Source organism: Acidovorax sp. GW101-11A03 (assembly GCF_059424825.1).
The window spans coordinates 27,417-47,254 of sequence record NZ_JBWKZU010000042.1; the positions used below are offsets into that span (position 1 = coordinate 27,417).

Consider the following 19,838-nt stretch of genomic DNA (forward strand, 5'->3'; position numbering starts at 1 on the left):
AACAGAGACAAAAAAACAGAGAAACGAACGTCAAGCCACTAGCGCGGCAACGCGCAGCACGCGCTGCGCCAGCTCGGCCTGGCCGCGGGTGCCGGTCTTGGCATACAGGCTGGCCAGCTGTGATCGCACCGTGGGCATCTTCACTTGGCGGGTGTCGGCCATTTCGCGCGGTGTCATGCCCTGCAGCAGCAGGGGCAGCAGGGCCGCTTCGGCGGGGGTGAGGCCGTAGAGCGCGCTGCACACCGACACGGTGGCGCCCGCATGCGGGGGCGTCTCGGGCACCAGGATGAACTGGGCCAGTGCCTCGCCCGTGGCAGGGGCCGTACCGCCGCGCAGGGGCGCCGCCAATGCCACCAGCGTGGCGGGGGCGCCGGGGTGCTGGGGCTGCAGGCGGGCAGAGACAGGTGTCTGCGTGCTCAGGCTGGTGCCCAACAGCGGCACCAGCGCAGGGTGGATCAGCGCCAGCTGCAGCGGCTGGCGCGCCTGCCAGCCCGTGGCGCCGCGCAGCAGGATGCGGCAGGCGTCTTCAATGCCGAGCCAGGCACGGGCGTGTTCGTTCAGGTAGCGCAGCTCACCCCGGCGGTTCACGTGCATCACGCCCAGGGGCAGCTGGTCCAGTGTGCGCTCCAGCGCGCTGGTGTGGCGCTGGGCCTGCTGCAGGCGGCGCTGGGCGCGCATGAGGCTGCGCACCCAGGGCGTGGCGGCGCGCAGGCGGGCAAACTGCTCGGGCGTGAACTCGCTCTGGCCCAGGTCGTTGTACATCGCCAGCACATGCATACCGACCTCGGGCGAGGCCTCGACGATGCTGTTGACCATGGCATCAATGCCCAGGGGCTTGAGGTAATCGGCATAAAACGCGCCCCGGCGCAGCGCCGGGGTGCTGACCAGCTGCTGGCTCAGCGATCCGCCGCGCGCCAGCGCCTGCCCCTGCTGGCGCTCCAGCGCCTCGCTCCAGGCGTCGCAGCCCTGGATGAGGTTCGCATAGCGCGCCAGAAAATCGTCGGGCATGCCCCACTGGTAGGCTGCCAGCGGGTCGTCCGAGCCGGGCAGGGGGCAGAACAGCACCACCTTGTGGCTGCCCAGCGCCTCGCCCAGGCGGCGCAGCAGGCGCTCCACCATGCCGGGCTCGCCCAGGGCCTCCAGGCTTTCGGCCATCAAGGCCTCGAAACCTGGGATGCCCGGGTGTTGCCCCATGCGCTGCATATCCCACTCCTGACCGGCCAAGGCGGCCTCCTTTTTGCTGATTTGGTTGAACTGCGGCGGATCGTAGGTGCGTTGCCGCCAGGGCAACATCATTCAGGTGAAGGATGTGGTGGCACTCCGACACACAATCGTGAACTGGTTCACATTTTTCAGCGGCCGCCGGGTGGCTCAACCGCCCATCTGCCAGAGCACCAGCTCCACCACGCCCCGGGCATACAGCTGGGTGGCCTGCCACTTGAGCCCGGCAAACAGCGCCCCGGCCAGCAGCAGCCAGCCCACGTCGCGGCGCAGATCCAGCAGAAAGAACTGCCGCAGCGCCAGCATGAACATCAACGTCTGCAGCGCCGTCATGTACCAGGGCGACCACTGCTTGTGCCACTTGAGCAGCTCCGGCGAGTGCGCCAGCACCAGCGGCAGCTGGTTCACCATCTGCAGCGCGATGAACACCGCCTGGCAGTACAACGCGAGCGCTAGCAGCTCGGCCAGGTTGTAGCCGCGCCGGCGGAACACCAGCCACATGCTGGCAAAAGCCGCCACCGCCCCCAGCGAAAACGACCACTTCGAATACCCAGTGACCAGCGCATACATGCGCTGCGCCGCCTCGCTGGGCAGCTCGGGCCGCAGGTAGTCGGTGTGGCCCAGCACGATGAGCAAAAAGCCGATGGACAGGAACAGCAGCGTGAGCGGGTGCGGGTGGTCCTTGCGCTGCCCCAGCACGTATTCGCGCGCCATGGTGCCGGGCTGCGGCAGCACCCGCAGCGCGTTGCGGATGGTGCTCCACTCAAACCACCGGAACCGCTCCCAGGCCTCCTTGCGCACCATGCGGGTGCCCATGCGCGCCGCCTTCTTCTGCCCGCAGTGCGCGCAAAACGGCCCCGTGAGCGGCGCGCCACAGTTGAGGCAGGCCGAGGTGTCGAACAGTGCGTCGTGGATCGGGTCGGGGGTGGCGGGTGCAGAGGTCACAGGCGGGGCATACCGTGCAGCAAACGGGCTGCGGATGGTAGGCCGCGAGCCTGTGCCTGGCATCGTTCAGGTGGACGATGCGGCGACCGGGGAGAGGTGGTGTCCAGGTTCATGTTGCACTGCACTGCATAATGCGCGCACGCGGCCCGGCGGGCCCTGCGGGGGGAATGCCCCGGGGGCCGGGGGCCAACGTCATTCGCCAGACAGGAGACAACCAGCCATGGCCCAGAACGTGCTCGCCGTGTACCCCGGAACCTTTGACCCGATCACTTTGGGCCATGAAGACGTGGTGCGCAGGGCCACCCAGTTGTTCGAACGTGTGATCGTGGCCGTGGCTGCGGGCCACCACAAGAAGACCCTGTTCTCGCTGGAAGAGCGCATCGAGATGGTGCGCGAGGCCGTGAAGATGTATCCCCAGGTGCAGGTCGAGCCCTTCTCGGGCCTGCTGCGCGACTTTGTGGTGTCGCGCGGCGGCAAGGCCATGGTCCGGGGCCTGCGCGCCGTGACCGACTTTGACTACGAGTTCCAGCTCGCGGGGATGAACCGCAGCCTGATGCCGCAGGTGGAAACCGTGTTCCTCACCCCCAGCGACAAGTACCAGTTCATCAGCAGCACCTTTGTGCGCGAGATCGCGGTGCTGGGCGGCGAGGTGACCAAGTTCGTGTCGCCCTCGGTCGAAGAGCGGCTGGCGGTCAAGGTGTGCAGCCTGGCGGCGCCGGGCGGCTGAGGACACTCTCCGGAACGCACAAGGAGCCCCGGTTGTGGCTCCTTTGTGCCGATAGCGCTAGTGCAATATGCCTGGGTTGCTATCAAAATCATAGTTTATAGATCCTGTGGCCTCAGTCCATGGCGGGGGGCAGCCTCGCCGCAATGGCGTGTGCCTGCGCGCGCAGGGCCTCCAGCATGGGCACGACCTCGGGCAGGGGCGGGCGGTACAGCGGCAGCAGCGCCGTCACGCTGAACGGGATTGAAAATGCCAGGGGCCGCAGCACCAGCCGCTCGCTGGCCGCAGCCAGGGCGGTGACCGGGTTGACGATGGCAATGCCCAGACCCTGCTCGACCATGGCGCACACCGCGGCGGCACTGTGGGTCTCCACGCGCAGCGTGCGCTCCACGCCCGCCTCGGCAAACCGGGCGTCGATCAGGCGGCGGTAGGGGTCGTCGGCCGAGAGGCTTACAAAGAATTCACCGGCAAAGTCGTCGAGTTGCAGCACCGGTTGGCGTGCCAAAGCGTGGTGGGCGGGCAGCACGGCCACCTCGTCCAGCGTCAGCAGCACCTCCGCCCGCGTACCGGGCGGGGCGGTGGTTTGCTCGCACAGGCCCAGGTCAAACCGCTGGGCACTCATCCATTCTTCGAGCAGGGGCGATTCCTGTGGAGTGACAGACAGGCGTGCACCCGGGTGCGCCTGCATCAGGCGCGCAGCAGCGCCCGGCAGCAGCGCGTGGGCGAGCGCGGGCAGACACAGCACCGACAACTGCACCGCACCCGACCGGCCGAGCGCCACGGCCCGGTCCACCACGCGCTCCAGCCCCTGCCAGGAGCGTTGCACCTCGTCCCACAGCGCCAACGCCCGCGCGTTGGGGCGCAGACGGCCCTGCACGCGTTCGAACAGCGCATAGCCCAGCAGCGACTCCAGCCGCGCCAGCTCGCGGCTCACGGTGGGCTGCGAGCTGTGCAGCAGGTCGGCGGCGCCCGTGGCGCTGCCGGCGGTCATCACGGCGCGGAAGACCTCGATGTGGCGGTGGGTGATGCGATGGGCCAGGGGGGGCTCGGTCATGTCAGTCATGCCCAGAGCATATCCATATTGAATGGATGACGTAAATCAAAGCATTCGACTGAATACTTGGATGGCGGCATCATCCGCGCATCGTTCACGCCTTCTGCCTTCGGAGCCTCCCTATGTCCAACCCCTTCTCCCCCGCCCAGCTCTGGGCCCTGGCCGACCAGTTCGGCACCCCGCTGTGGGTGTATGACGCGGCCACCATCCGCCAGCGCATTGCGCAGGTATCCAACTTCGAGACCATCCGTTTTGCCCAAAAGGCCTGCTCCAACATCCACATCCTGAAGCTCATGCGCGAGCAGGGCGTGAAGGTGGATGCCGTCTCGCGCGGCGAGATCCTGCGCGCGTTGGCAGCGGGCTACGTGGCGGGTGGCGAACCGTCGGAGATCGTCTTCACCGCCGACCTGTTCGATGCCGCCACGCTCGACTGCGTGGTGGAGCACGGCGTGCCGGTCAACGCAGGGTCCATCGACATGCTGCACCAGCTGGGCGCGCGTTCGCCGGGCCATGCGGTGTGGCTGCGCATCAACCCAGGCTTTGGCCACGGCCACAGCAACAAGACCAACACCGGCGGCGAGCACAGCAAGCACGGCATCTGGCACACCGACCTGCCTGCGGCGCTGGCCGCCATCGCGCAGCACGGCCTGAAGCTGGTGGGCCTGCACATGCACATCGGCTCGGGCGTCGATTACAGCCACCTGCAGGAAGTGTGTGGCGCCATGGTCAACCTGGTGCGCACGGCGCATGCGGCGGGGCACGACCTGCACGCCATCTCGGCCGGTGGTGGCCTGTCCATCCCCTACCGCAGCGGCGACCCGGTGGTGGACACACAGCACTACCACGGCCTGTGGGATGCCGCGCGCCAGCAGGCCGAGGCCATCGTGGGCCACCCACTGGGCCTGGAGATCGAGCCCGGCCGTTTCCTGGTGGCCGAATCCGGCGTGCTGCTGGGCCAGGTGCGCGCCACCAAGAACGCGGGCAGCAACCACTTCGTGCTGGTCGATACCGGCTTCAACGAACTCATGCGCCCGTCCATGTACGGCAGCTACCACGCGATGAGCGTGTTGCACCGCGATGGCTCCACGGCGGCCGAGCAGCCCACGGTGGTGGCAGGCCCGCTGTGCGAATCGGGCGACGTGTTCACCCAGGGCGACGGCGGCGTGGTGCTGCCACGCGACCTGCCCGCCGCACAAGTGGGGGATCTGCTGGTGATCCACGATACGGGCGCGTACGGCGCCAGCATGTCCTCCAACTACAACACGCGGCCTTTGATTGCCGAGGTGCTCGTGGATGGCGGCCAGGCCCGCCTGATCCGCCGCCGCCAGACGGTGGACGAGTTGCTGGCGCTCGAAACCGGGCTGTAATACCCGGCTGCGGGCGGCCGGGGCGGCGCTGCCTTGCCATTGGCGAATGCGGCGCCACCGTTGGTCGGGAGCTGCCCCGGGCGCTGGTGCAGGTGGTGCGGGATGCGGCTACGCTGGCTGCTTCCAGCGCTCCAGGCTTGTCGTGTGCCGGGGCGCGAGTCCCCGTCCACGGAGCCTGTCATGCCCGCAGAAGAGCAGACCATCGTCGAGCTGGCCTACCCCGGCGAGTACCTGAGCCGCCTGGGCCAGGCGGAAACCAAGACCTGCAAGATCCGCCTCTCGCGCAAGGGCCAGGGCCTGCTGGCGCGCATGTATGCCAGCCGGGGCTACAACATGCAGGCCACCCTGTCGCACGACTGCGATTTAAGCAGCCTGGTGGTGCAGATCGACGGGCAGGCCCAGGGCACGATCTCGGTCCGCATGGACGATGGCTACCTGGCCGCAGAAGAGCATTACCCCGAATACATTGCTGCGCTGCGCCAGCGGGGTGCGCGCATTTGCGAAATGGGCAAGCTCGCGATGGACCCGGGTGTGCGCTCCAAGCATGTGCTGGGCGCCATCTTTCACATCGCCTGGATCACGGCCTTCCGCGCCCGGCGCGCCACCGACCTGGTCATCGAGGTGAACCCGCGCCATGCCCCGTTCTACCGGCGCATGCTGCGTTTTGACCTGCTGGGGCCGGAGCGCATGTGCGAGCGGGTGGGCGCACCGGCCGTGCTGCTGCACATCAGCGCAGAAAAGGGGCGCAACCTGATCAACCAGTTTGGCGGGCAGCCGCAGCTGTCGAGCGATGAGCGCAGCTTTTACCCGTATTTCTTCCACCCCGACGATGAAGAAGGGCTGCTGCGGCGCTTGTCGGTGGGATGAACCCCCGGCGCGGCCTAGGTCAGAGTTCGCCCTTGGGGCCGCGCCCCATGAGCTGGGCCACGGCCTCGGCAGGGCGCAGGCGGCCGTCGAGCAGGGCCACTGCTGCCTCGGCGATGGGCATGTCCACACCCAGGGTCTGCGCACGCTGCACCACGGTGCGGGCGCTGTAGACGCCTTCGGCCACATGGCCCAGGGATTTCACCGCCTGCGCCAGGGTCTGGCCCTGTGCCAGCAGCATGCCCACGCGCCGGTTGCGCGAGAGGTCGCCGGTGGCGGTCAGCACCAGGTCGCCCAGGCCCGACAGGCCCATGAAGGTGTCGGGCCGCGCGCCCAGCGCCAGCCCGAGGCGGGTCATCTCGGCCAGGCCACGCGTGATGAGTGCGGCGCGGGCGTTCAGCCCCAGCGCCAGCCCGTCGCACAGGCCGGTGGCGATGGCCAGAACGTTTTTCACGGCGCCGCCCACTTCCACGCCCACGATGTCCTCGTTGGCATACACGCGCACGCTGGGGCTGTGGAAGGCGTTGACCAGCGCATCGCGCACCTGCGCATGGGGGCTGGCAGCCACCAGCGCGGTGGGCTGGCCCAGCGCCACCTCTTGCGCAAAGCTCGGGCCGCTGAACACGCCTGCTATTAAATTGGGAGCTATCAGCGCTTGCACCTCATGCGCCAGCAGCCCAAAAGAGGCTGAATCGGCCCCCGCAGGCACGGCTTCAAAACCCTTGCACAGCCAGGCCACGGGCGCGGTGCAGCCCGCCAGCGCCTGCAGCATGCCGCGCAGCGCCGCCATGGGCGTGGCCACAATGACCAGATCGGCGGCGGGCAGTAGCGTGCCCAGATCACCATCGGCCACGGAAAGAGAAGGGGGAAAGGCGATGCCCGGCAGGTAGCGGGTGTTCTGCGCTTCTGTGCGCATGCTCTGCGCCTGGGCTGCATCGCGGGCCCAGAGGGTGACCGCATGCCCGGCGGGGTGCTGGGCCGCGCTCATGGCGACGGCCGTGCCCCAGGCTCCAGCGCCGAGTACTATGATTTTCATAGCTGCTTGCGCTTATGTATCAGGCGGTAGAGGCCAAAAATGGCATTAATTTCAAGGACCCACTGCGCTGTGCTTTGTCGGCCGTCCGTGGAACCGGCGCGGCCCAGGCGCGGTAGCCGCGGAACTGGCTTTGCCAGGCCGCTGGCTGCGTCCCCCTCCCGTAGCGCGCAGCGCGCAGAGAGAGGGGGAAGGCGCGAAGCGACTCAGGGGGTGTTTACATCACTGCGTGATGATGGGCGAAGCTTGGCCAGCGGCCTGCGCTTGCTGTTGCTCGTACATGGCCTGGAAGTTGATTTCGGCCAGGTGCACGGGCGGGAAACCAGCGCGGTTGATCACGTCGGCCACGTTGCCACGCAGGTAGGGGTACACGATCTGGGGGCAGGCGATGCCCATGATGGGGCCCATCTGGTCTTCGGGCACATTGCGGATCTCGAAGATGCCGGCTTGCTTGGCTTCGACCAGGAACACGGTCTTGTCCTTGATCTTGGTCTGCACCGTGGCCGTCACGGACACTTCAAAGATGCCTTCGGCCACGGGGGTGGCTTCCACGCCGAGCTGGATGTCCACGCTGGGCTGCTCTTGCTCGATCAGGATGGCGGGGGAGTTGGGTTGCTCCAGCGACATGTCCTTGAGGTAGACGCGCTGAATCTGGAACACGGGGTTTTCTTGGTCGGCCATGGTTGACAAGTCTCTCTGCGAGGGGGTTTTGGCAAAACAAAACCCGCCGGGGAGCAGCTCCCGCAGCGGGCACATGGGGCTGCATTATGCAGCGCCCAGGGGTGGGGTCAGGCGGCGCCCAGCAGGGGCATCAGCTCGCCACGGCTGTCCAGCGCCACCAGGTCGTCGTGGCCACCCACGTGGGTGTCGCCGATGTAGATCTGCGGCACCGTGCGGCGGCCGGTGATCTCCATCATGTGGCTGCGCGCGGCGGGGTCGGTGTCGATGCGGATCTCCTCGATCTGCTCCACGCCCTTGGACTTGAGGATCTGCTTGGCCCGGATGCAGTAGGGGCAGACAGCGGTGGTGTACATCTTCACGGGTTGCATGGCGAACCTTCCTCTTTCTTCCTATGGGGCTGAAAAACCAGCGGCAAGCGTAGCGCTGACCGAATAACTGGGGGTGGATCAGGCTTTTTCCACAGGCAGGCTGGCTTCGCGCCAGGCTTTCAGGCCGCCGGCCATGGCCTGGGCGTTGTCGTAGCCCAGCTTCTTGGCAATGGCCACCGCGCGGTTGGCGCGGGCGCCGCTGGCGCAGACCAGCACCACCGGCAGGGCCTTGTTCTTGACCACGGTGGGCAGGCGCTCTTCCAGCTGGCCCAGAGGCACGTTCTTGGCGCCGCCCACATGGCCAGCGGCGAATTCCTCGGTCTCGCAGACGTCGATGACCACGGCTTTTTCGCGGTTGATGAGCTGCACGGCGCGTGCGGGCGTCAGCGAGCCGCCACTGGCGTTCTTGAGGACCGGCCACAGCAGCATGCTGCCCGAAGCCAGTGCAACAAAGATCAGATACCAGTTGTCGATAATGAATTTCACGAAGTTTCCTTGGGTTGGCGAACGGCGTAATTCTAGAATGCTGGGTTTTGGCCCGCTTTCTTTTGACCCGCCTTTCCTGGGGAAACCATGTACAAGCTCGTTTTGATCCGCCACGGCGAATCCACCTGGAACCTTGAAAACCGCTTCACCGGCTGGACCGATGTGGATCTGACGCCCACCGGCGTTTCCCAGGCCATGTCGGCGGGCAAGCTGCTCAAGGCCGAGGGCTACGAGTTCGACCTGGCCTTCACCAGCGTGCTCAAGCGCGCCATCCACACCCTGTGGTACGCGCTGGACGAGATGGACAGCACCTGGCTGCCCGTGGTGAAGGACTGGCGCCTGAACGAGCGCCACTACGGCGCACTGCAGGGCCTGAACAAGGCCGACATGGCCAAGCAGTACGGCGACGAGCAGGTGCTGGTGTGGCGCCGCAGCTATGACACCCCCCCTCCAGCGCTGGAAGCCACCGACCCCCGAACCGAGCGCGGCGACCGCCGTTACGCCAATGTGGCGGCCGAAAACGTGCCCCTGACCGAATGCCTGAAAGACACCGTGGCCCGCGTGCTGCCGTTCTGGAACGAGGCCATGGCACCCGCCATCCGTTCGGGTAAACGCGTTGTGGTGGCTGCGCACGGCAACTCCATCCGTGCGCTGGTGAAGTACCTGGACAACATTTCTGAATCCGACATCGTGGGCCTGAACATTCCCAACGGGATTCCACTGGTATACGAACTCGACGCCGACCTCAAGCCCATCCGTCACTACTATCTGGGTGACGCTGAGGCAGCTGCCAAGGCCGCCGCCGCCGTGGCTTCGCAGGGCAAGGCGTAAATCGTTGGTAAAGGCGGGGAAAAACCCCGCTGATCGCCGCCAAAGTGAGCATCCATGCGGAACTGCGGCGGGTTTGGCCCTTCCAAGGTGTATATTGGTTTTGATGCGGTAAAGGTGTTGTATGGGCCAAAAACTCAAGATTGCAGGATGGGTGTCGGTGGGTGTGGTGGCGGGGGCGCTCACCACGGTGTCACTGCAAACCGTGGCGCGCGGTGCCATGACGCCGCTGCCGCTGGAAGAAATCCAGCAGCTGTCCGCCGTGTTTGGCCTGGTCAAGACCGACTACGTGGAGCCGGTGGACGACAAAAAGCTCATCACCGATGCCATCTCGGGCATGGTGTCCAGCCTGGATCCGCACTCCCAGTATTTCGACAAGAAGTCCTTCAAGGAATTCCGCGAAGGCACCTCCGGCCGTTTTGTGGGCGTAGGCATCGAGATCACGCAGGAAGACGGCCTGATCAAGGTGGTTTCCCCCATTGAGGGTTCGCCCGCCTTCCGCGCAGGCCTCAAGACCAACGACCTGATCACCAAGATTGACGACACCGCCGTGAAGGGTCTGGCCCTCAACGACGCCGTCAAGCGCATGCGCGGCGAGCCCAACACCAAGGTCACGCTCACCATTTTCCGCAAGGACGAAGGCCGCACCTTCCCAGTCACCATCACGCGCGAAGAGATCAAGACCCAGTCCGTCAAGGGCAAGGTGATGGAACCAGGCTACGCCTGGATCCGTCTGTCGCAGTTCCAGGAACGCACGGTGGATGACTTCGTGCGCAAGGTGGAAGAGGTCTACAAGCAGGAGCCCAACCTCAAGGGCCTGGTTCTTGACCTGCGCAACGACCCGGGTGGCCTGCTGGATGCCGCCGTGGCGATCTCGGCAGCCTTCCTGCCCGAGAACGTGACCGTGGTCTCCACCAACGGCCAGCTGGCCGACAGCAAGGCCACCTACAAGGCCTCGCCCGACTACTACCAGCGCCGGGGCGGTGGTGACCCGCTCAAGCGCCTGCCTGCCGCGGTCAAGTCCGTGCCGCTGGTGGTGCTGGTGAACGAAGGCTCCGCCTCGGCCAGCGAGATCGTGGCGGGTGCGTTGCAAGACCACAAGCGCGCCACCATCATGGGCAGTCAGACCTTTGGCAAGGGTTCGGTGCAGACCGTGCGCCCCTTGGGGCCGGACACCGGCATCAAGCTGACCACGGCGCGTTACTACACCCCGAGCGGCAAGTCGATCCAGGCCAAGGGCATCGTGCCCGACGTGATGATTGACGAGTCGGAAGAGGGCAGCCCCTTTGCAGCCCTGCGCATGCGGGAGGCCGATCTCGAAAAGCACCTGGGCAGCGGCCAGGGCGAAGAGAAGAAGGACGAGGCGCGTGAAAAGGCCCGCGAGGACGCTCGCAAGCGCCTGGAAGAGGAAGCCAAGAAGCCTGCCGCCGACCGCAAGATCCCCGAGTTTGGGTCTGACAAGGACTTCCAGCTGGTGCAGGCGCTCAACCAGCTCAAGGGCCGCCCGGTGCTGGTCAGCAAGACCCTGACGGAACGCAAGGAAGAAAAGAAAGAGAATTGAGCCTTTCGCGCTCTGCTCTGCGGGCTGGATTTCGCGAGAAATCCAGCCTTTTTCCTTTCCTATCCGTGTTTCTGCCCTGCCATCTTTGGCGCCCGACTCCCCATGACCGACGACCAGCTCCTGCGCTATTCCCGCCACATCCTGCTTGATGAAATGGGCATCGAGGGGCAGGAGAGGGTGCTGGCGGCGCACGCCCTCATCATCGGCGCGGGCGGGCTGGGGTCTCCGGCGGCGCTCTACCTGGCGTCAGCCGGTGTGGGGCACATCACCCTGGTGGACGATGACGTGGTGGACCTGACCAACCTGCAGCGCCAGATTGCACACACCACAGCGCGGGTGGGGCTCCCCAAGGTGGATTCGGCTGCCGAGGCCATTGCGGCCATCAACCCTGAGGTGCGGGTGACCCGGCTGAAGACCCGGGTGGACGCGGCGGCCCTGGAGCGCCTGGTGCAGGACGCCACGGTGGTGCTCGACTGCTGCGACAACTACACCACGCGCCACGCGGTCAATGCCGCCTGTGTGCGCCACGGCAAGCCCTTGGTGGCGGGCGCGGTGATCCAGTTTGACGGCCAGATCACCGTGGTGGACCCCCGCGATGCACAGTCGCCTTGTTATGCCTGCATCTTTGCGCCCGACGCGGAATTTGAAGAGGTGCGCTGCTCCACCATGGGTGTGTTCGCCCCGCTGGTGGGCGTGGTGGGTGCGATGCAGGCGGCCGAAGCGCTCAAGCTGCTGGCAGGCATCGGGCCCTCGCTGGCAGGCAGGCTGCTGATGCTGGACGGGCGCTCGATGGAGTGGAATACCCTGCGTGTGCAGCGTGCTCCACAGTGCCCGGTGTGTGTGGCGCGGTAGGTAGGACTGCTCCTACAACCCCAGCCTGTGGCCGCTGGCAGAATCCGGACACCCCAACGCTTAAATTCGGGGTGAGAGCAGCGTACCCCTGCGCTGATCGCCAACGTGGACCCGTCTGTGAAGCTGCGCACCTACATTGTTGAAGACAACGCAACCATCCGTGAGAACCTGATCGGGACTCTGGAAGAGTTGGCGTCTGTGGAAGCCGTGGGTGTGGCAGAAACCGAAGACGAAGGGACGCAGTGGCTCTCCACCCACAGCGAGCAGTGGGATCTGGCCATCGTCGATCTGTTTCTGCGCCAAGGCAGCGGGCTGGGGGTGCTGGCCGCCTGCCGAACCCGCCGCCCGGGGCAGAAGATGGTGGTGCTGAGCAACTATGCCACTCCCGATGTGCGCATGCGCTGTGCGCAGCTGGGAGTGGATGCCGTGTTCGACAAGTCCAATGAAATCGATGCGCTGGTGGACTACTGTGTGCTGCACAGCAGCCATCCGCCCGGCGTGGACGCAAGCGGCTCTTTAAGCCCGCCTTCGGGCGCGTGACGCCTGTGCTGCAGGCGCGTGGGCGAAATGCAGCACACCCGCTGGAGCCCGTGCCAATTCACCTCGCCCGATTCAGCCCACCTCGCCTGGACCCGTGGCTGCCCAGGCCCCAGGCGAAGCCTCCCCATGTCAATCAATCAGGCGGTTCTTGAGCGCGTAGTAGGTCAGGTCGCTGTTGGACGACAGACTCATTTTTTCCATCAGGCGCGTGCGGTAGGTGCTCACGGTCTTCACGCTCAGCGACAACGACTTGGCGATATCGCCAGCCGTCTCCCCCTTGGCGAGCTTGAGGAACACCTGGAACTCGCGTTCCGAGAGCTGCTCATGGGGCGGTGCATCGTCCTTGCGGTTAAGTTGCTGCGCAAGCAACTCGGCCACGGTGGGGGTCAGGTAGCGGCGGCCCAGCGCGATGGTGCGGATGGCTTCCACGATCTCTGCAGGCTCGCACTCCTTGTTCAGATAGCCGCTCGCGCCCTGGCGGATCAGGTTGATCGCATAGTGTTCCTCGGGGTAGCCGCTCAGGATCAGGATGCCCATGTCGGGGGCCTTCGCACGCAGCATGGCCAGCGCGTCGAGCCCGCTTTGGCCGGGCATCGACAGGTCCATCAGCAGCACGTCGATTTCCTTGTTGCGCACCAGGTCGATGGCTTCGCGGCCGTTGGCGGCTTCGCCTTCGACCCGCAGATCTACATGCTCCGACAGAAACTGGCGCAGGCCGGAGCGAACAATTGCATGGTCATCCACAATGCCAATCTTGATCATTGATGTTTCTTTCGTGGGGCAGCCGCTGTGCTGCCGGTGCGTGTGGGTGTGCGGCGGTCCGGCATGTGCAGGCACAGACAGAACCATGTCAGGTGATGGTCCATTATCCAGAATAAGCCTATGAATCTCCAGGAAAACACCCAGCGCTGGCTGCCCAAGGTCCGCAAGATGGCGCTGAGCCTGCCCATGGCCTTGCTGGCCGCCATGGTGCTGGTGGGAATCAATGAAACAGGGCACATGCGGTCGCAGGATGCGCTGGAGCAGATGGCGCAGAACATGGCCACCCGGGGCGATGTGAACAAGCTGCTGCAGAGCATGCTGGATGCGGAGACTGGCCAGCGGGGCTACCTGCTGACCGGCAACGAGACCTACCTGGAACCCTACGACAAGGCCGTGGCCACCGTGCAGACCAATCTGGACCGGTTGCGCAGCCAGTTCATGAACTCGCCGGACGACATGCAGGAGTTTGCGTTGCTGTCGCGGCAGATTTCGCGCAAGCTTGCCGAGATGGAGCTGAGCCTGCGCCTGCGCCGCAAGGGCAATGAAGACGCCTGGAAGTTCATCCTGAACACGGACGTGGGCAAGGAGCACATGGAGGCGATCCGCACCCATGCGCAGGAGCTGATCGCGCGCAGCGACCTGCGCCTGTCGCAAGGCCAGCAGCAGATCGAGCAGTCGCTCACGCTGTCGCGCATCGGCATTGCCACCGTCACGGTGATTGGCCTGTTGGCCTTCTACATGTACCTGCGCCAGACGCAGGCCGTGCAGGCCGTGAACTTGCGCGAGCAGGCGCTGCTGGAGCGCGAGCGGGACCGTCTGGAGGGCCTGGTGCGCGAGCGCACTGCCACGTTGTCGGAGCTGGCCAACCACCTGCAGCAGGTGCGCGAAGAAGAGCGCGGGCATCTGGCGCGCGAGCTGCACGACGAACTCGGCGCCTTGCTGACCGCGGCCAAGCTCGACGTGGCCCGCCTCAAGTCCAAGATCAATGCCACGGCGCCGGATGTTGCGGAGCGCCTCAAGCACCTCACCGACACCCTCAACAGCGGCATCGCACTCAAGCGCCGCATCATCGAAGACCTGCGCCCTTCGTCCCTGTCCAACCTGGGGCTCACCGCTGCACTGGAGATCCTGACGCGCGAGTACGCCGAACGTGCGGGCATCGAGGTGGAAACCAGCCTGGAGGCTGTGCAGCTGCCCGATGCCACCCAGCTCACCGTGTACCGCATGGTGCAAGAGGCCCTGACCAACATCGGCAAATACGCCAAAGCCAAGAAGGTGCTGGTGTCGGTGCACGCCCACCCCACCCATGTGGCGGTGCAGGTGCGCGACGACGGGGTGGGTTTCGACCCCGCCACCGTGCGCCCCACCTCGCACGGGCTGGCGGGCATGCGCCACCGGGTCGAAGCGGCAGGGGGGCGGCTGGCGCTCACCTCGCGCCCCGGCAATGGCACCTTGCTGTCGGCAGTGCTGCCGCTGCAGCGCGCGCCTGTGGCGGCGCAGGCCATCGCGGCCCTGGGCGACTGAAGACTCTCCGCCTCTCAGGCTCCATCAATCCGCCACGATCCGTGGGGGCCACATGGGCCCCAGCGCACGCTGCGCCGTCGCGCGCCTGCATTGGCCGGCTGTGGCGTTCTGTCCTACAGCGCCGCCGCAGAGGCACCGACAGTCGCGCGCGCCGGGCACCGGCAGCTGTGGGAGGGCCTGCTGCCTACAGTGGAGTGCAGGCGCTGAGGTTCTCACGCCATCCCAACGCCGGTGTTCCGGCCACCCACAAGGAGATGGAAAAAATGTTGCACTACGCAGTCGTCTTTCTGGTGATCGCCCTGGTCGCCGCGCTCTTTGGCTTTGGCGGTATCGCCGCTGGCGCCGTGGGCATCGCCAAGATCCTGTTCTTCGTGTTTGTGATCATGGCCGTGGTGACCTTTGTCCTGGGCCTGCTCAAGAAGGGGTAGGTCCCCGCACCCATCCCTGCCGGCCGCAGCGGCGGCCATCACCCGCATCACCCGCATCACCCCAATACATGCTTCCAAGGAGTCTTTGATGAGCCTTTCTAACGCAACCCACAACCTGACCGACAACGCCCGCAACCTGGCCGACAACGTGTTGCAAAGCGCGCAGGATGCCGTGCTGGCCACCCGTGCCGCAGCAGACCAATCGCTGGACCAGGCCGAAGACACGGTGCGCGCCCTGCGCCGTCGGGCCGACCCCGCCATCGACGACCTGGCCGCCCGCGCCCAGGACTTGGCGGCCCGCAGCATTGACTATTGCGCCGACACCAGCGCCCGTGCGCGCCGCCAGATCCAGCATGCCGCCGATGCCACCGGGCGCTATGTGGCAGCACAGCCTGGCAAGTCGCTGGTGATTGCCGCTGCATCGGGCGCCGCCGTGGCCACCCTGGCGCTGTGGTTGTCCCGCCGCCGCCGCACCCACTGAGCACGGCGCCATCGGGCGAAGGCCCGGATTTTCTCCACAGTCCACCGGTGACGGAGGGTGCCACAGACCGGTAGACTGCACATGTTCCTGCACCCGCGTTCCCAACCATTCTTGTACAAGGAAAACACCATGAAATACGCACGTGCCCTCGCTTTCGCCGCTGTTGCCGGCATCACCATCGTCACGGCCACGGGCTGCTCGGTGGCCCGCGAACAACAGACCGTGGGCTCCTATGTGGACGACGCGGGCATCACCACCGCGATCAAGGCCAAGATGGTCGAGGACAAGAACGTATCGGCCAGCTCGATCAGCGTGGAGACACTCAACGGCACGGTGCAGCTGTCGGGCTTTGCCAAGTCGCAGGCCGAGAAGAACCAGGCCGAAAGCATCGCTCGCAACACCAAACATGTGCGCGAAGTGCGTAACAGCATTGTTGTGCGGCCGTAAGCGAGGACACCCCCTGAGGCGCAGCGCGCCTTCACCCCTCTCTCATATTGCTTCGCAATCTGGGAGGGGGACGCCCCCAGCGCGGCGGGGCGGCCCTTGCGCGGGGGCACTGGCATTAGCCACCCTCATTGCAAAGGGCAAGACGAATCAGCGGGCCCGGCTTTGCCATTGCGGCATGGCCTGGAGTTCCATTGGCATGGAAGACCCTCTATTGAGCCCACTGTCGCATGGCGTCTGGGGTTAAGCTCAATCCATATGCGGGTATTCAATTGCGACCACTGTGGTCATCTGGTGTTTTTTGACAGCGTGCAGTGCCTGCACTGCGGCAATGCGCTGGCGTTCTTGCCCGATGCCCTGGTCATGGCGGCCCTGGCGCCTGCGCCGCAGCAGGGCCCCGGGCTGTGGCAGCGGGTGGGGCCAGGCGGGGGCGGCGCGCTTTACCGCATGTGCCAGAACCACACCGAGCACCAAGCCTGCAACTTTGCGGTGCCCGCTGGCGATGCGCAGGCGCTGTGCCCCTCGTGCCGCCAGACCCGGTCGATGCCCGATGTGTCGGAGCCGGCCCACATGGGCCGCTGGATGCAGATCGAGAGCGCCAAGCGGCGGCTGTTCTACAGCCTGGCGCGCCTGGGCCTGGAGCCCGCGCCCGGGCGCAGCGGCCCCGTGTTCGACCTGCTGGCCGAGGAGCCAGGAGGCCCGCCGGTGCTCACGGGCCACCACAACGGCACCATCACGCTCAACGTGGCTGAGGCGGATGATGACGAGCGCGCGCGCCGCCGCATTGCGCTGGGCGAGCCCTACCGCACGCTCATCGGCCACCTGCGCCACGAGTCCGGCCATTTCTACTGGGACCAGCTGGTGCGGGACGGCGGGTGGCTGGACGGCTTTCGCCAGCGGTTTGGCGATGAGCGCCAGGACTATGCCGCCGCGCTGGAGGCCCACTACGCCAAAGGCAACGATGGCGGCGACTGGGCCACTAACCACGTCAGCGCCTATGCCGCCGCCCACCCCTGGGAGGATTGGGCCGAGACCTGGGCCCACTACCTGCACATGATCGATCTGCTGGAGACATCGGCCAGCTACGCCACCGAGGTCACCGTGCCCGGCATCTACGGCGCGCAGCACAGCCGGGCCGTCGATCCCTTTGGCTCCCCGGCGCCCGACTTCGACACCATGCTGCGCCACCTCGTGCCCCTCACGCTGCTGCTCAACAGCCTCACGCGCAGCCTCGGGCAACTGGATGCCTACCCTTTTGCCCTGGCCGAGCAGGCGCTCGCCAAGCTCCGTTTTGTGCACGACGTGGTGCGCGCCGCAGGCCAGCAGCCGGTGGCTCCCGCAGCAACGGCGGCCACACTGCCGCAGGCCCCTGCACCTGTGGCGCCATCTGTTATCAAAAAGATAGCAAAAAAGTGAATAGGGGCAGGCGGTAGCGCCTATTTTTTCTCAGTATGGGTGGTTGGGGCCTGGAATTTGCTTGGTGCGAGCAGCGACACAGAACCCAGGAAGGACATCCCCATGTTGAGCCGCACTGCCGACCACCTGTTCTGGATGGCGCGCTACACCGAGAGGGCAGAAAAGTCCTGCGCAGCAGGGCTTTCGACACAACACCGCCAGCGTGCGCAGCACGCCCGGGGTTCTCTGCCCCCGTTGAACAAGGAGGCTGTATGTTGAGCCGCACTGCCGACCACCTGTTCTGGATGGCGCGCTATACCGAGAGGGCAGAGAACACCGCCCGCATGCTGGATGTGAACTACCAGAGCGCGCTGTTGCCCCAATCCGCTGACGTGGCCCTGCAAGGCTGGCAGGGCCTGTTGTCCATCAGCGAACTGCTGCCCGCCTACACCGCCCAACACGGCGATGTGAACCCCGCCAAGGTGCTCGACTTCATGGTCAAGGACCCGGCCAATCCCTCGTCCATCGTGGCCTGCCTGCAGGCCGCGCGCGAGAACGCGCGGGCCGTGCGCGGCGCGCTCAACACCGAGGCCTGGGAGATCCAGAACCAGACCTGGCTGGAGGCGAACCGGCTGATCGCCAGTGGCGCGCTGGAGAGCGACCCGGCGCATTTTTTTGAATGGGTGAAGTTCCGCTCGCACCTGTCGCGGGGTGCCACGGTGGGCACGATGCTGCAGGACGAGGCCCTGCACTTCATGCGCCTGGGCACGTTTCTGGAGCGGGCCGACAACACGGCGCGCCTCCTGGATGTGAAGTTCCACGCGGCGCAGAGCGACTTCATGGGGGCGGCCACCGCGCAGGACCAGGACCATGACTTCTACCACTGGAGCGCCGTCCTGCTGAGCGTCTCGGGCTTCGAGACCTACCGCAAGGTCTACCGCGACGTGATCACGCCCGAGCGCGTGGCCGAGCTGCTGATTCTGCGGGCCGACATGCCCCGATCACTGCACGCCTGCATGAAGGAGGTGCTTGGCAATCTCGACATGCTGGGCAGCAGCCAGTCGGGCGAGACGCAGCGGCATGCGGGGCGGTTGCTGGCGCACCTCAAGTTTGCGCGCATCGACGAAATCTTCACCAACGGCCTGCATGCCTACCTCACGCAGTTCCTGGAGCGGGTGAACGACCTGGGCGCGCGGATCAGCCGGGATTTCCTGGTGCCCGCGGCAGTGTGAGGGGTGCGTCTGGTGTAGTCAGTGCAGCGGCCGCAGCAGTAGCGGTCGTGGCTTCGGGCACCGGCTCCACCGTCACCCCCACCTGCAGCACATGGTGGTCGCCGCCATGGATCACGCCGCGCAGCGGCGACACATCGGCATAGTCGCGCCCGATGGCCAGCGTCACATAGTCCTCGCCCGCAGCGCGGTCGTTGGTCGGGTCCAGGTCCCACCACGCCGCGCTGTCCGGCGCATTCCCGTCCTGCCCGGCCGGTGGCGACCACACCGACACCCAGGCGTGCGAGGCATCGGCGCCGACCAGCCGGGGCTGGCCCGGTGGGGGCGCGGTCAGCAGGTAGCCGCTCACATACCGGGCTGCCAGTCCCAGGCTGCGCAGGCAGCCGATCATCACATGGGCAAAGTCCTGGCACACGCCCCGGCGCAGCCGCAGCGATTCGAGTGCGGGCGTACCCGCGTCGGTGGCGTGGGCGGTGTAGGCAAAGTCCGCGTGGATGCGCGCCATCAGGTCGCGTGCTGCCTCCATCAGCGGGCGCCCCGGCGCAAAACTCGCCTGGGCATAGGCCACAAAGTCGGCGTGCCGGGGGATGTAGGGCGAGGCAAAGCTGAATTCGGTGGCGGGGTGGTAGGGCATGCCCCGCCGGTAGGTCAGCCGCTCGCGCACTGCCTCCCAGGGCTCGCCGGGTGGGGCGGGCGGCGGCGGGGTGGTCTCCAGCAAGGTCTCGGCACGCACAAGCAGCCGCTCGTGGGTAAATGGCAGGCTGAAAAACGCGCGGGTGTTGCCAAACACGTCCTGCGTGGCTTCGCACTGGGCAGGGGCGGGGTCGATCTGCAGCGCGTGGGTGAGCACGCGCTGCACCACACCGGTGCGTGGCCGCAAATGGGCCATGTGCTGGGCGTTCTGCACTGCGGGCGTGTACTGGTACACCGTTTCGTGGATGACGCGCAGTTTCATAGGAATCCAGGCTTGGAGACTGAAGGCAGTGTGTGAAACCGGCACGCCCGAGGCCAGGGCAGCCGAGCAAGGGCCGCCCCGCAGCGAGGGCTGCGT

23 protein-coding genes are annotated in these 19,838 nt (G+C 66.2%); 14 read left to right on the forward strand and 9 right to left on the reverse strand.

Annotation, left to right across the window (positions count from 1 at the left end; all coding sequences use genetic code 11):
• Positions 1 to 30: 30 nt before the first annotated feature.
• Both AC07Z7_RS17170 and AC07Z7_RS17175 read right to left on the reverse strand, forming a co-directional pair.
• On the reverse strand, positions 31 to 1,296 hold the full coding sequence (locus AC07Z7_RS17170) for a helix-turn-helix transcriptional regulator (protein ID WP_494767022.1): 1,266 nt from the start codon (positions 1,294 to 1,296) through the stop codon (positions 31 to 33).
• A 75-nt stretch (positions 1,297 to 1,371) separates the two neighbouring features.
• A complete protein-coding gene (locus AC07Z7_RS17175; RefSeq protein WP_494767023.1) occupies positions 1,372 to 2,166 on the reverse strand; it encodes a DUF3667 domain-containing protein in 795 nt (264 codons plus the stop codon).
• Between the two features lie 220 nt (positions 2,167 to 2,386).
• Between AC07Z7_RS17175 and coaD the strand changes: the two genes are divergently transcribed.
• Complete coding sequence (gene coaD / locus AC07Z7_RS17180) at positions 2,387 to 2,893, forward strand: pantetheine-phosphate adenylyltransferase (RefSeq protein ID WP_494767024.1); 507 nt, start codon at positions 2,387 to 2,389, stop codon at positions 2,891 to 2,893.
• A 112-nt stretch (positions 2,894 to 3,005) separates the two neighbouring features.
• On the opposite strand, the gene AC07Z7_RS17185 is transcribed toward coaD, so the two are convergent.
• Positions 3,006 to 3,944, reverse strand: a complete 939-nt coding sequence (locus AC07Z7_RS17185) for a LysR family transcriptional regulator (protein WP_494767034.1) — start codon at positions 3,942 to 3,944, stop codon at positions 3,006 to 3,008.
• A gap of 122 nt (positions 3,945 to 4,066) precedes the next feature.
• On the opposite strand from AC07Z7_RS17185, the gene lysA reads away from it, so the two are divergent.
• The gene (lysA, locus tag AC07Z7_RS17190) at positions 4,067 to 5,311 is read left to right on the forward strand and encodes a diaminopimelate decarboxylase (protein ID WP_494767025.1); all 1,245 of its coding nucleotides are present in this window, start codon (positions 4,067 to 4,069) and stop codon (positions 5,309 to 5,311) included.
• Positions 5,312 to 5,491: 180 nt separating this feature from the next.
• Entirely contained in the window at positions 5,492 to 6,178 is a 687-nt protein-coding gene (locus tag AC07Z7_RS17195; protein WP_494767026.1) for an N-acyl amino acid synthase FeeM domain-containing protein, read from the forward strand.
• Positions 6,179 to 6,197: 19 nt separating this feature from the next.
• On the opposite strand, the gene AC07Z7_RS17200 is transcribed toward AC07Z7_RS17195, so the two are convergent.
• The 4 genes from AC07Z7_RS17200 to AC07Z7_RS17215 form a co-directional block, all read right to left on the reverse strand.
• A complete protein-coding gene (locus tag AC07Z7_RS17200) occupies positions 6,198 to 7,211 on the reverse strand; it encodes an NAD(P)H-dependent glycerol-3-phosphate dehydrogenase (protein WP_494767027.1) in 1,014 nt (337 codons plus the stop codon).
• A 219-nt stretch (positions 7,212 to 7,430) separates the two neighbouring features.
• Positions 7,431 to 7,889 carry a protein-export chaperone SecB gene (gene secB, locus AC07Z7_RS17205; protein ID WP_063458840.1) on the reverse strand — a complete coding sequence of 153 codons (459 nt, stop codon included), beginning with the start codon at positions 7,887 to 7,889 and terminating at the stop codon, positions 7,431 to 7,433.
• Positions 7,890 to 7,996: 107 nt separating this feature from the next.
• Entirely contained in the window at positions 7,997 to 8,257 is a 261-nt protein-coding gene (gene grxC, locus AC07Z7_RS17210) for a glutaredoxin 3 (RefSeq protein ID WP_063458839.1), read from the reverse strand.
• 78 nt (positions 8,258 to 8,335) lie between these two features.
• Positions 8,336 to 8,743, reverse strand: coding sequence for a rhodanese-like domain-containing protein (locus AC07Z7_RS17215; protein WP_094291317.1), 408 nt, complete (start codon positions 8,741 to 8,743; stop codon positions 8,336 to 8,338).
• An 87-nt stretch (positions 8,744 to 8,830) separates the two neighbouring features.
• Here AC07Z7_RS17215 and gpmA point away from each other — a divergent pair, with 87 nt between their 5' ends.
• The 4 genes from gpmA to AC07Z7_RS17235 all read left to right on the forward strand — a co-directional run bounded on the left by gpmA (position 8,831) and on the right by AC07Z7_RS17235 (position 12,524).
• Complete coding sequence (gene gpmA / locus AC07Z7_RS17220; protein WP_494767028.1) at positions 8,831 to 9,574, forward strand: 2,3-diphosphoglycerate-dependent phosphoglycerate mutase; 744 nt, start codon at positions 8,831 to 8,833, stop codon at positions 9,572 to 9,574.
• Between the two features lie 121 nt (positions 9,575 to 9,695).
• Positions 9,696 to 11,132 (forward strand): S41 family peptidase, encoded by a 1,437-nt coding sequence (locus tag AC07Z7_RS17225; RefSeq protein WP_494767029.1) that lies wholly within the window; start codon positions 9,696 to 9,698, stop codon positions 11,130 to 11,132.
• Between the two features lie 102 nt (positions 11,133 to 11,234).
• Positions 11,235 to 11,984 carry a HesA/MoeB/ThiF family protein gene (locus tag AC07Z7_RS17230; protein WP_494767030.1) on the forward strand — a complete coding sequence of 250 codons (750 nt, stop codon included), beginning with the start codon at positions 11,235 to 11,237 and terminating at the stop codon, positions 11,982 to 11,984.
• Between the two features lie 117 nt (positions 11,985 to 12,101).
• Complete coding sequence (locus AC07Z7_RS17235; protein WP_094291491.1) at positions 12,102 to 12,524, forward strand: response regulator; 423 nt, start codon at positions 12,102 to 12,104, stop codon at positions 12,522 to 12,524.
• A 129-nt stretch (positions 12,525 to 12,653) separates the two neighbouring features.
• Here the strand turns inward: AC07Z7_RS17235 and AC07Z7_RS17240 are convergent, their stop codons facing one another.
• Positions 12,654 to 13,286: a response regulator gene (locus tag AC07Z7_RS17240; protein ID WP_094291313.1), complete on the reverse strand. Its 633-nt coding sequence runs from the start codon at positions 13,284 to 13,286 to the stop codon at positions 12,654 to 12,656.
• A 120-nt stretch (positions 13,287 to 13,406) separates the two neighbouring features.
• Here AC07Z7_RS17240 and AC07Z7_RS17245 point away from each other — a divergent pair, with 120 nt between their 5' ends.
• The 7 genes from AC07Z7_RS17245 (at position 13,407) to AC07Z7_RS17275 (ending at position 18,790) form a co-directional block, all read left to right on the forward strand.
• Positions 13,407 to 14,810: a sensor histidine kinase gene (locus tag AC07Z7_RS17245; protein ID WP_252660479.1), complete on the forward strand. Its 1,404-nt coding sequence runs from the start codon at positions 13,407 to 13,409 to the stop codon at positions 14,808 to 14,810.
• Between the two features lie 263 nt (positions 14,811 to 15,073).
• Positions 15,074 to 15,238 (forward strand): DUF1328 domain-containing protein, encoded by a 165-nt coding sequence (locus AC07Z7_RS17250; protein ID WP_082836264.1) that lies wholly within the window; start codon positions 15,074 to 15,076, stop codon positions 15,236 to 15,238.
• Between the two features lie 88 nt (positions 15,239 to 15,326).
• Positions 15,327 to 15,719, forward strand: a complete 393-nt coding sequence (locus AC07Z7_RS17255; protein WP_094291311.1) for a hypothetical protein — start codon at positions 15,327 to 15,329, stop codon at positions 15,717 to 15,719.
• Positions 15,720 to 15,848: 129 nt separating this feature from the next.
• Positions 15,849 to 16,166, forward strand: coding sequence for a BON domain-containing protein (locus AC07Z7_RS17260; RefSeq protein ID WP_094291490.1), 318 nt, complete (start codon positions 15,849 to 15,851; stop codon positions 16,164 to 16,166).
• Positions 16,167 to 16,421: 255 nt separating this feature from the next.
• A complete protein-coding gene (locus AC07Z7_RS17265) occupies positions 16,422 to 17,579 on the forward strand; it encodes a zinc-binding metallopeptidase family protein (protein WP_494767031.1) in 1,158 nt (385 codons plus the stop codon).
• 102 nt (positions 17,580 to 17,681) lie between these two features.
• Complete coding sequence (locus AC07Z7_RS17270) at positions 17,682 to 17,837, forward strand: alpha-E domain-containing protein (RefSeq protein WP_494767032.1); 156 nt, start codon at positions 17,682 to 17,684, stop codon at positions 17,835 to 17,837.
• Entirely contained in the window at positions 17,831 to 18,790 is a 960-nt protein-coding gene (locus AC07Z7_RS17275; protein ID WP_252660482.1) for an alpha-E domain-containing protein, read from the forward strand. The genes AC07Z7_RS17270 and AC07Z7_RS17275 overlap by 7 nt, the downstream gene beginning before the upstream one ends.
• Here AC07Z7_RS17275 and AC07Z7_RS17280 read toward each other — a convergent pair.
• On the reverse strand, positions 18,756 to 19,742 hold the full coding sequence (locus tag AC07Z7_RS17280; RefSeq protein WP_494767033.1) for a transglutaminase family protein: 987 nt from the start codon (positions 19,740 to 19,742) through the stop codon (positions 18,756 to 18,758). The two genes, AC07Z7_RS17275 and AC07Z7_RS17280, sit on opposite strands and share 35 nt — an antisense overlap.
• Positions 19,743 to 19,838: the final 96 nt, after the last annotated feature.

Excerpts from the sequence above, each read along its gene's own strand:
- AC07Z7_RS17240 (WP_094291313.1), bottom strand. The coding sequence starts at position 13,286 with ATGATCAAGATTGGCATTGTGGATGACCATGCAATTGTTCGCTCCGGC.
- AC07Z7_RS17250 (WP_082836264.1), top strand. The coding sequence starts at position 15,074 with ATGTTGCACTACGCAGTCGTCTTTCTGGTGATCGCCCTGGTCGCCGCG.
- AC07Z7_RS17265 (WP_494767031.1), top strand. The coding sequence starts at position 16,422 with ATGCGGGTATTCAATTGCGACCACTGTGGTCATCTGGTGTTTTTTGAC.
- AC07Z7_RS17185 (WP_494767034.1), bottom strand. The coding sequence starts at position 3,944 with ATGACCGAGCCCCCCCTGGCCCATCGCATCACCCACCGCCACATCGAG.
- AC07Z7_RS17245 (WP_252660479.1), top strand. The coding sequence starts at position 13,407 with ATGAATCTCCAGGAAAACACCCAGCGCTGGCTGCCCAAGGTCCGCAAG.
- grxC (WP_063458839.1), bottom strand. The coding sequence starts at position 8,257 with ATGCAACCCGTGAAGATGTACACCACCGCTGTCTGCCCCTACTGCATC.
- secB (WP_063458840.1), bottom strand. The coding sequence starts at position 7,889 with ATGGCCGACCAAGAAAACCCCGTGTTCCAGATTCAGCGCGTCTACCTC.
- AC07Z7_RS17260 (WP_094291490.1), top strand. The coding sequence starts at position 15,849 with ATGAAATACGCACGTGCCCTCGCTTTCGCCGCTGTTGCCGGCATCACC.
- AC07Z7_RS17280 (WP_494767033.1), bottom strand. The coding sequence starts at position 19,742 with ATGAAACTGCGCGTCATCCACGAAACGGTGTACCAGTACACGCCCGCA.
- AC07Z7_RS17230 (WP_494767030.1), top strand. The coding sequence starts at position 11,235 with ATGACCGACGACCAGCTCCTGCGCTATTCCCGCCACATCCTGCTTGAT.
- AC07Z7_RS17255 (WP_094291311.1), top strand. The coding sequence starts at position 15,327 with ATGAGCCTTTCTAACGCAACCCACAACCTGACCGACAACGCCCGCAAC.
- AC07Z7_RS17170 (WP_494767022.1), bottom strand. The coding sequence starts at position 1,296 with ATGATGTTGCCCTGGCGGCAACGCACCTACGATCCGCCGCAGTTCAAC.
- gpmA (WP_494767028.1), top strand. The coding sequence starts at position 8,831 with ATGTACAAGCTCGTTTTGATCCGCCACGGCGAATCCACCTGGAACCTT.
- AC07Z7_RS17195 (WP_494767026.1), top strand. The coding sequence starts at position 5,492 with ATGCCCGCAGAAGAGCAGACCATCGTCGAGCTGGCCTACCCCGGCGAG.
- coaD (WP_494767024.1), top strand. The coding sequence starts at position 2,387 with ATGGCCCAGAACGTGCTCGCCGTGTACCCCGGAACCTTTGACCCGATC.
- AC07Z7_RS17275 (WP_252660482.1), top strand. The coding sequence starts at position 17,831 with ATGTTGAGCCGCACTGCCGACCACCTGTTCTGGATGGCGCGCTATACC.
- lysA (WP_494767025.1), top strand. The coding sequence starts at position 4,067 with ATGTCCAACCCCTTCTCCCCCGCCCAGCTCTGGGCCCTGGCCGACCAG.
- AC07Z7_RS17225 (WP_494767029.1), top strand. The coding sequence starts at position 9,696 with ATGGGCCAAAAACTCAAGATTGCAGGATGGGTGTCGGTGGGTGTGGTG.
- AC07Z7_RS17200 (WP_494767027.1), bottom strand. The coding sequence starts at position 7,211 with ATGAAAATCATAGTACTCGGCGCTGGAGCCTGGGGCACGGCCGTCGCC.
- AC07Z7_RS17270 (WP_494767032.1), top strand. The coding sequence starts at position 17,682 with ATGTTGAGCCGCACTGCCGACCACCTGTTCTGGATGGCGCGCTACACC.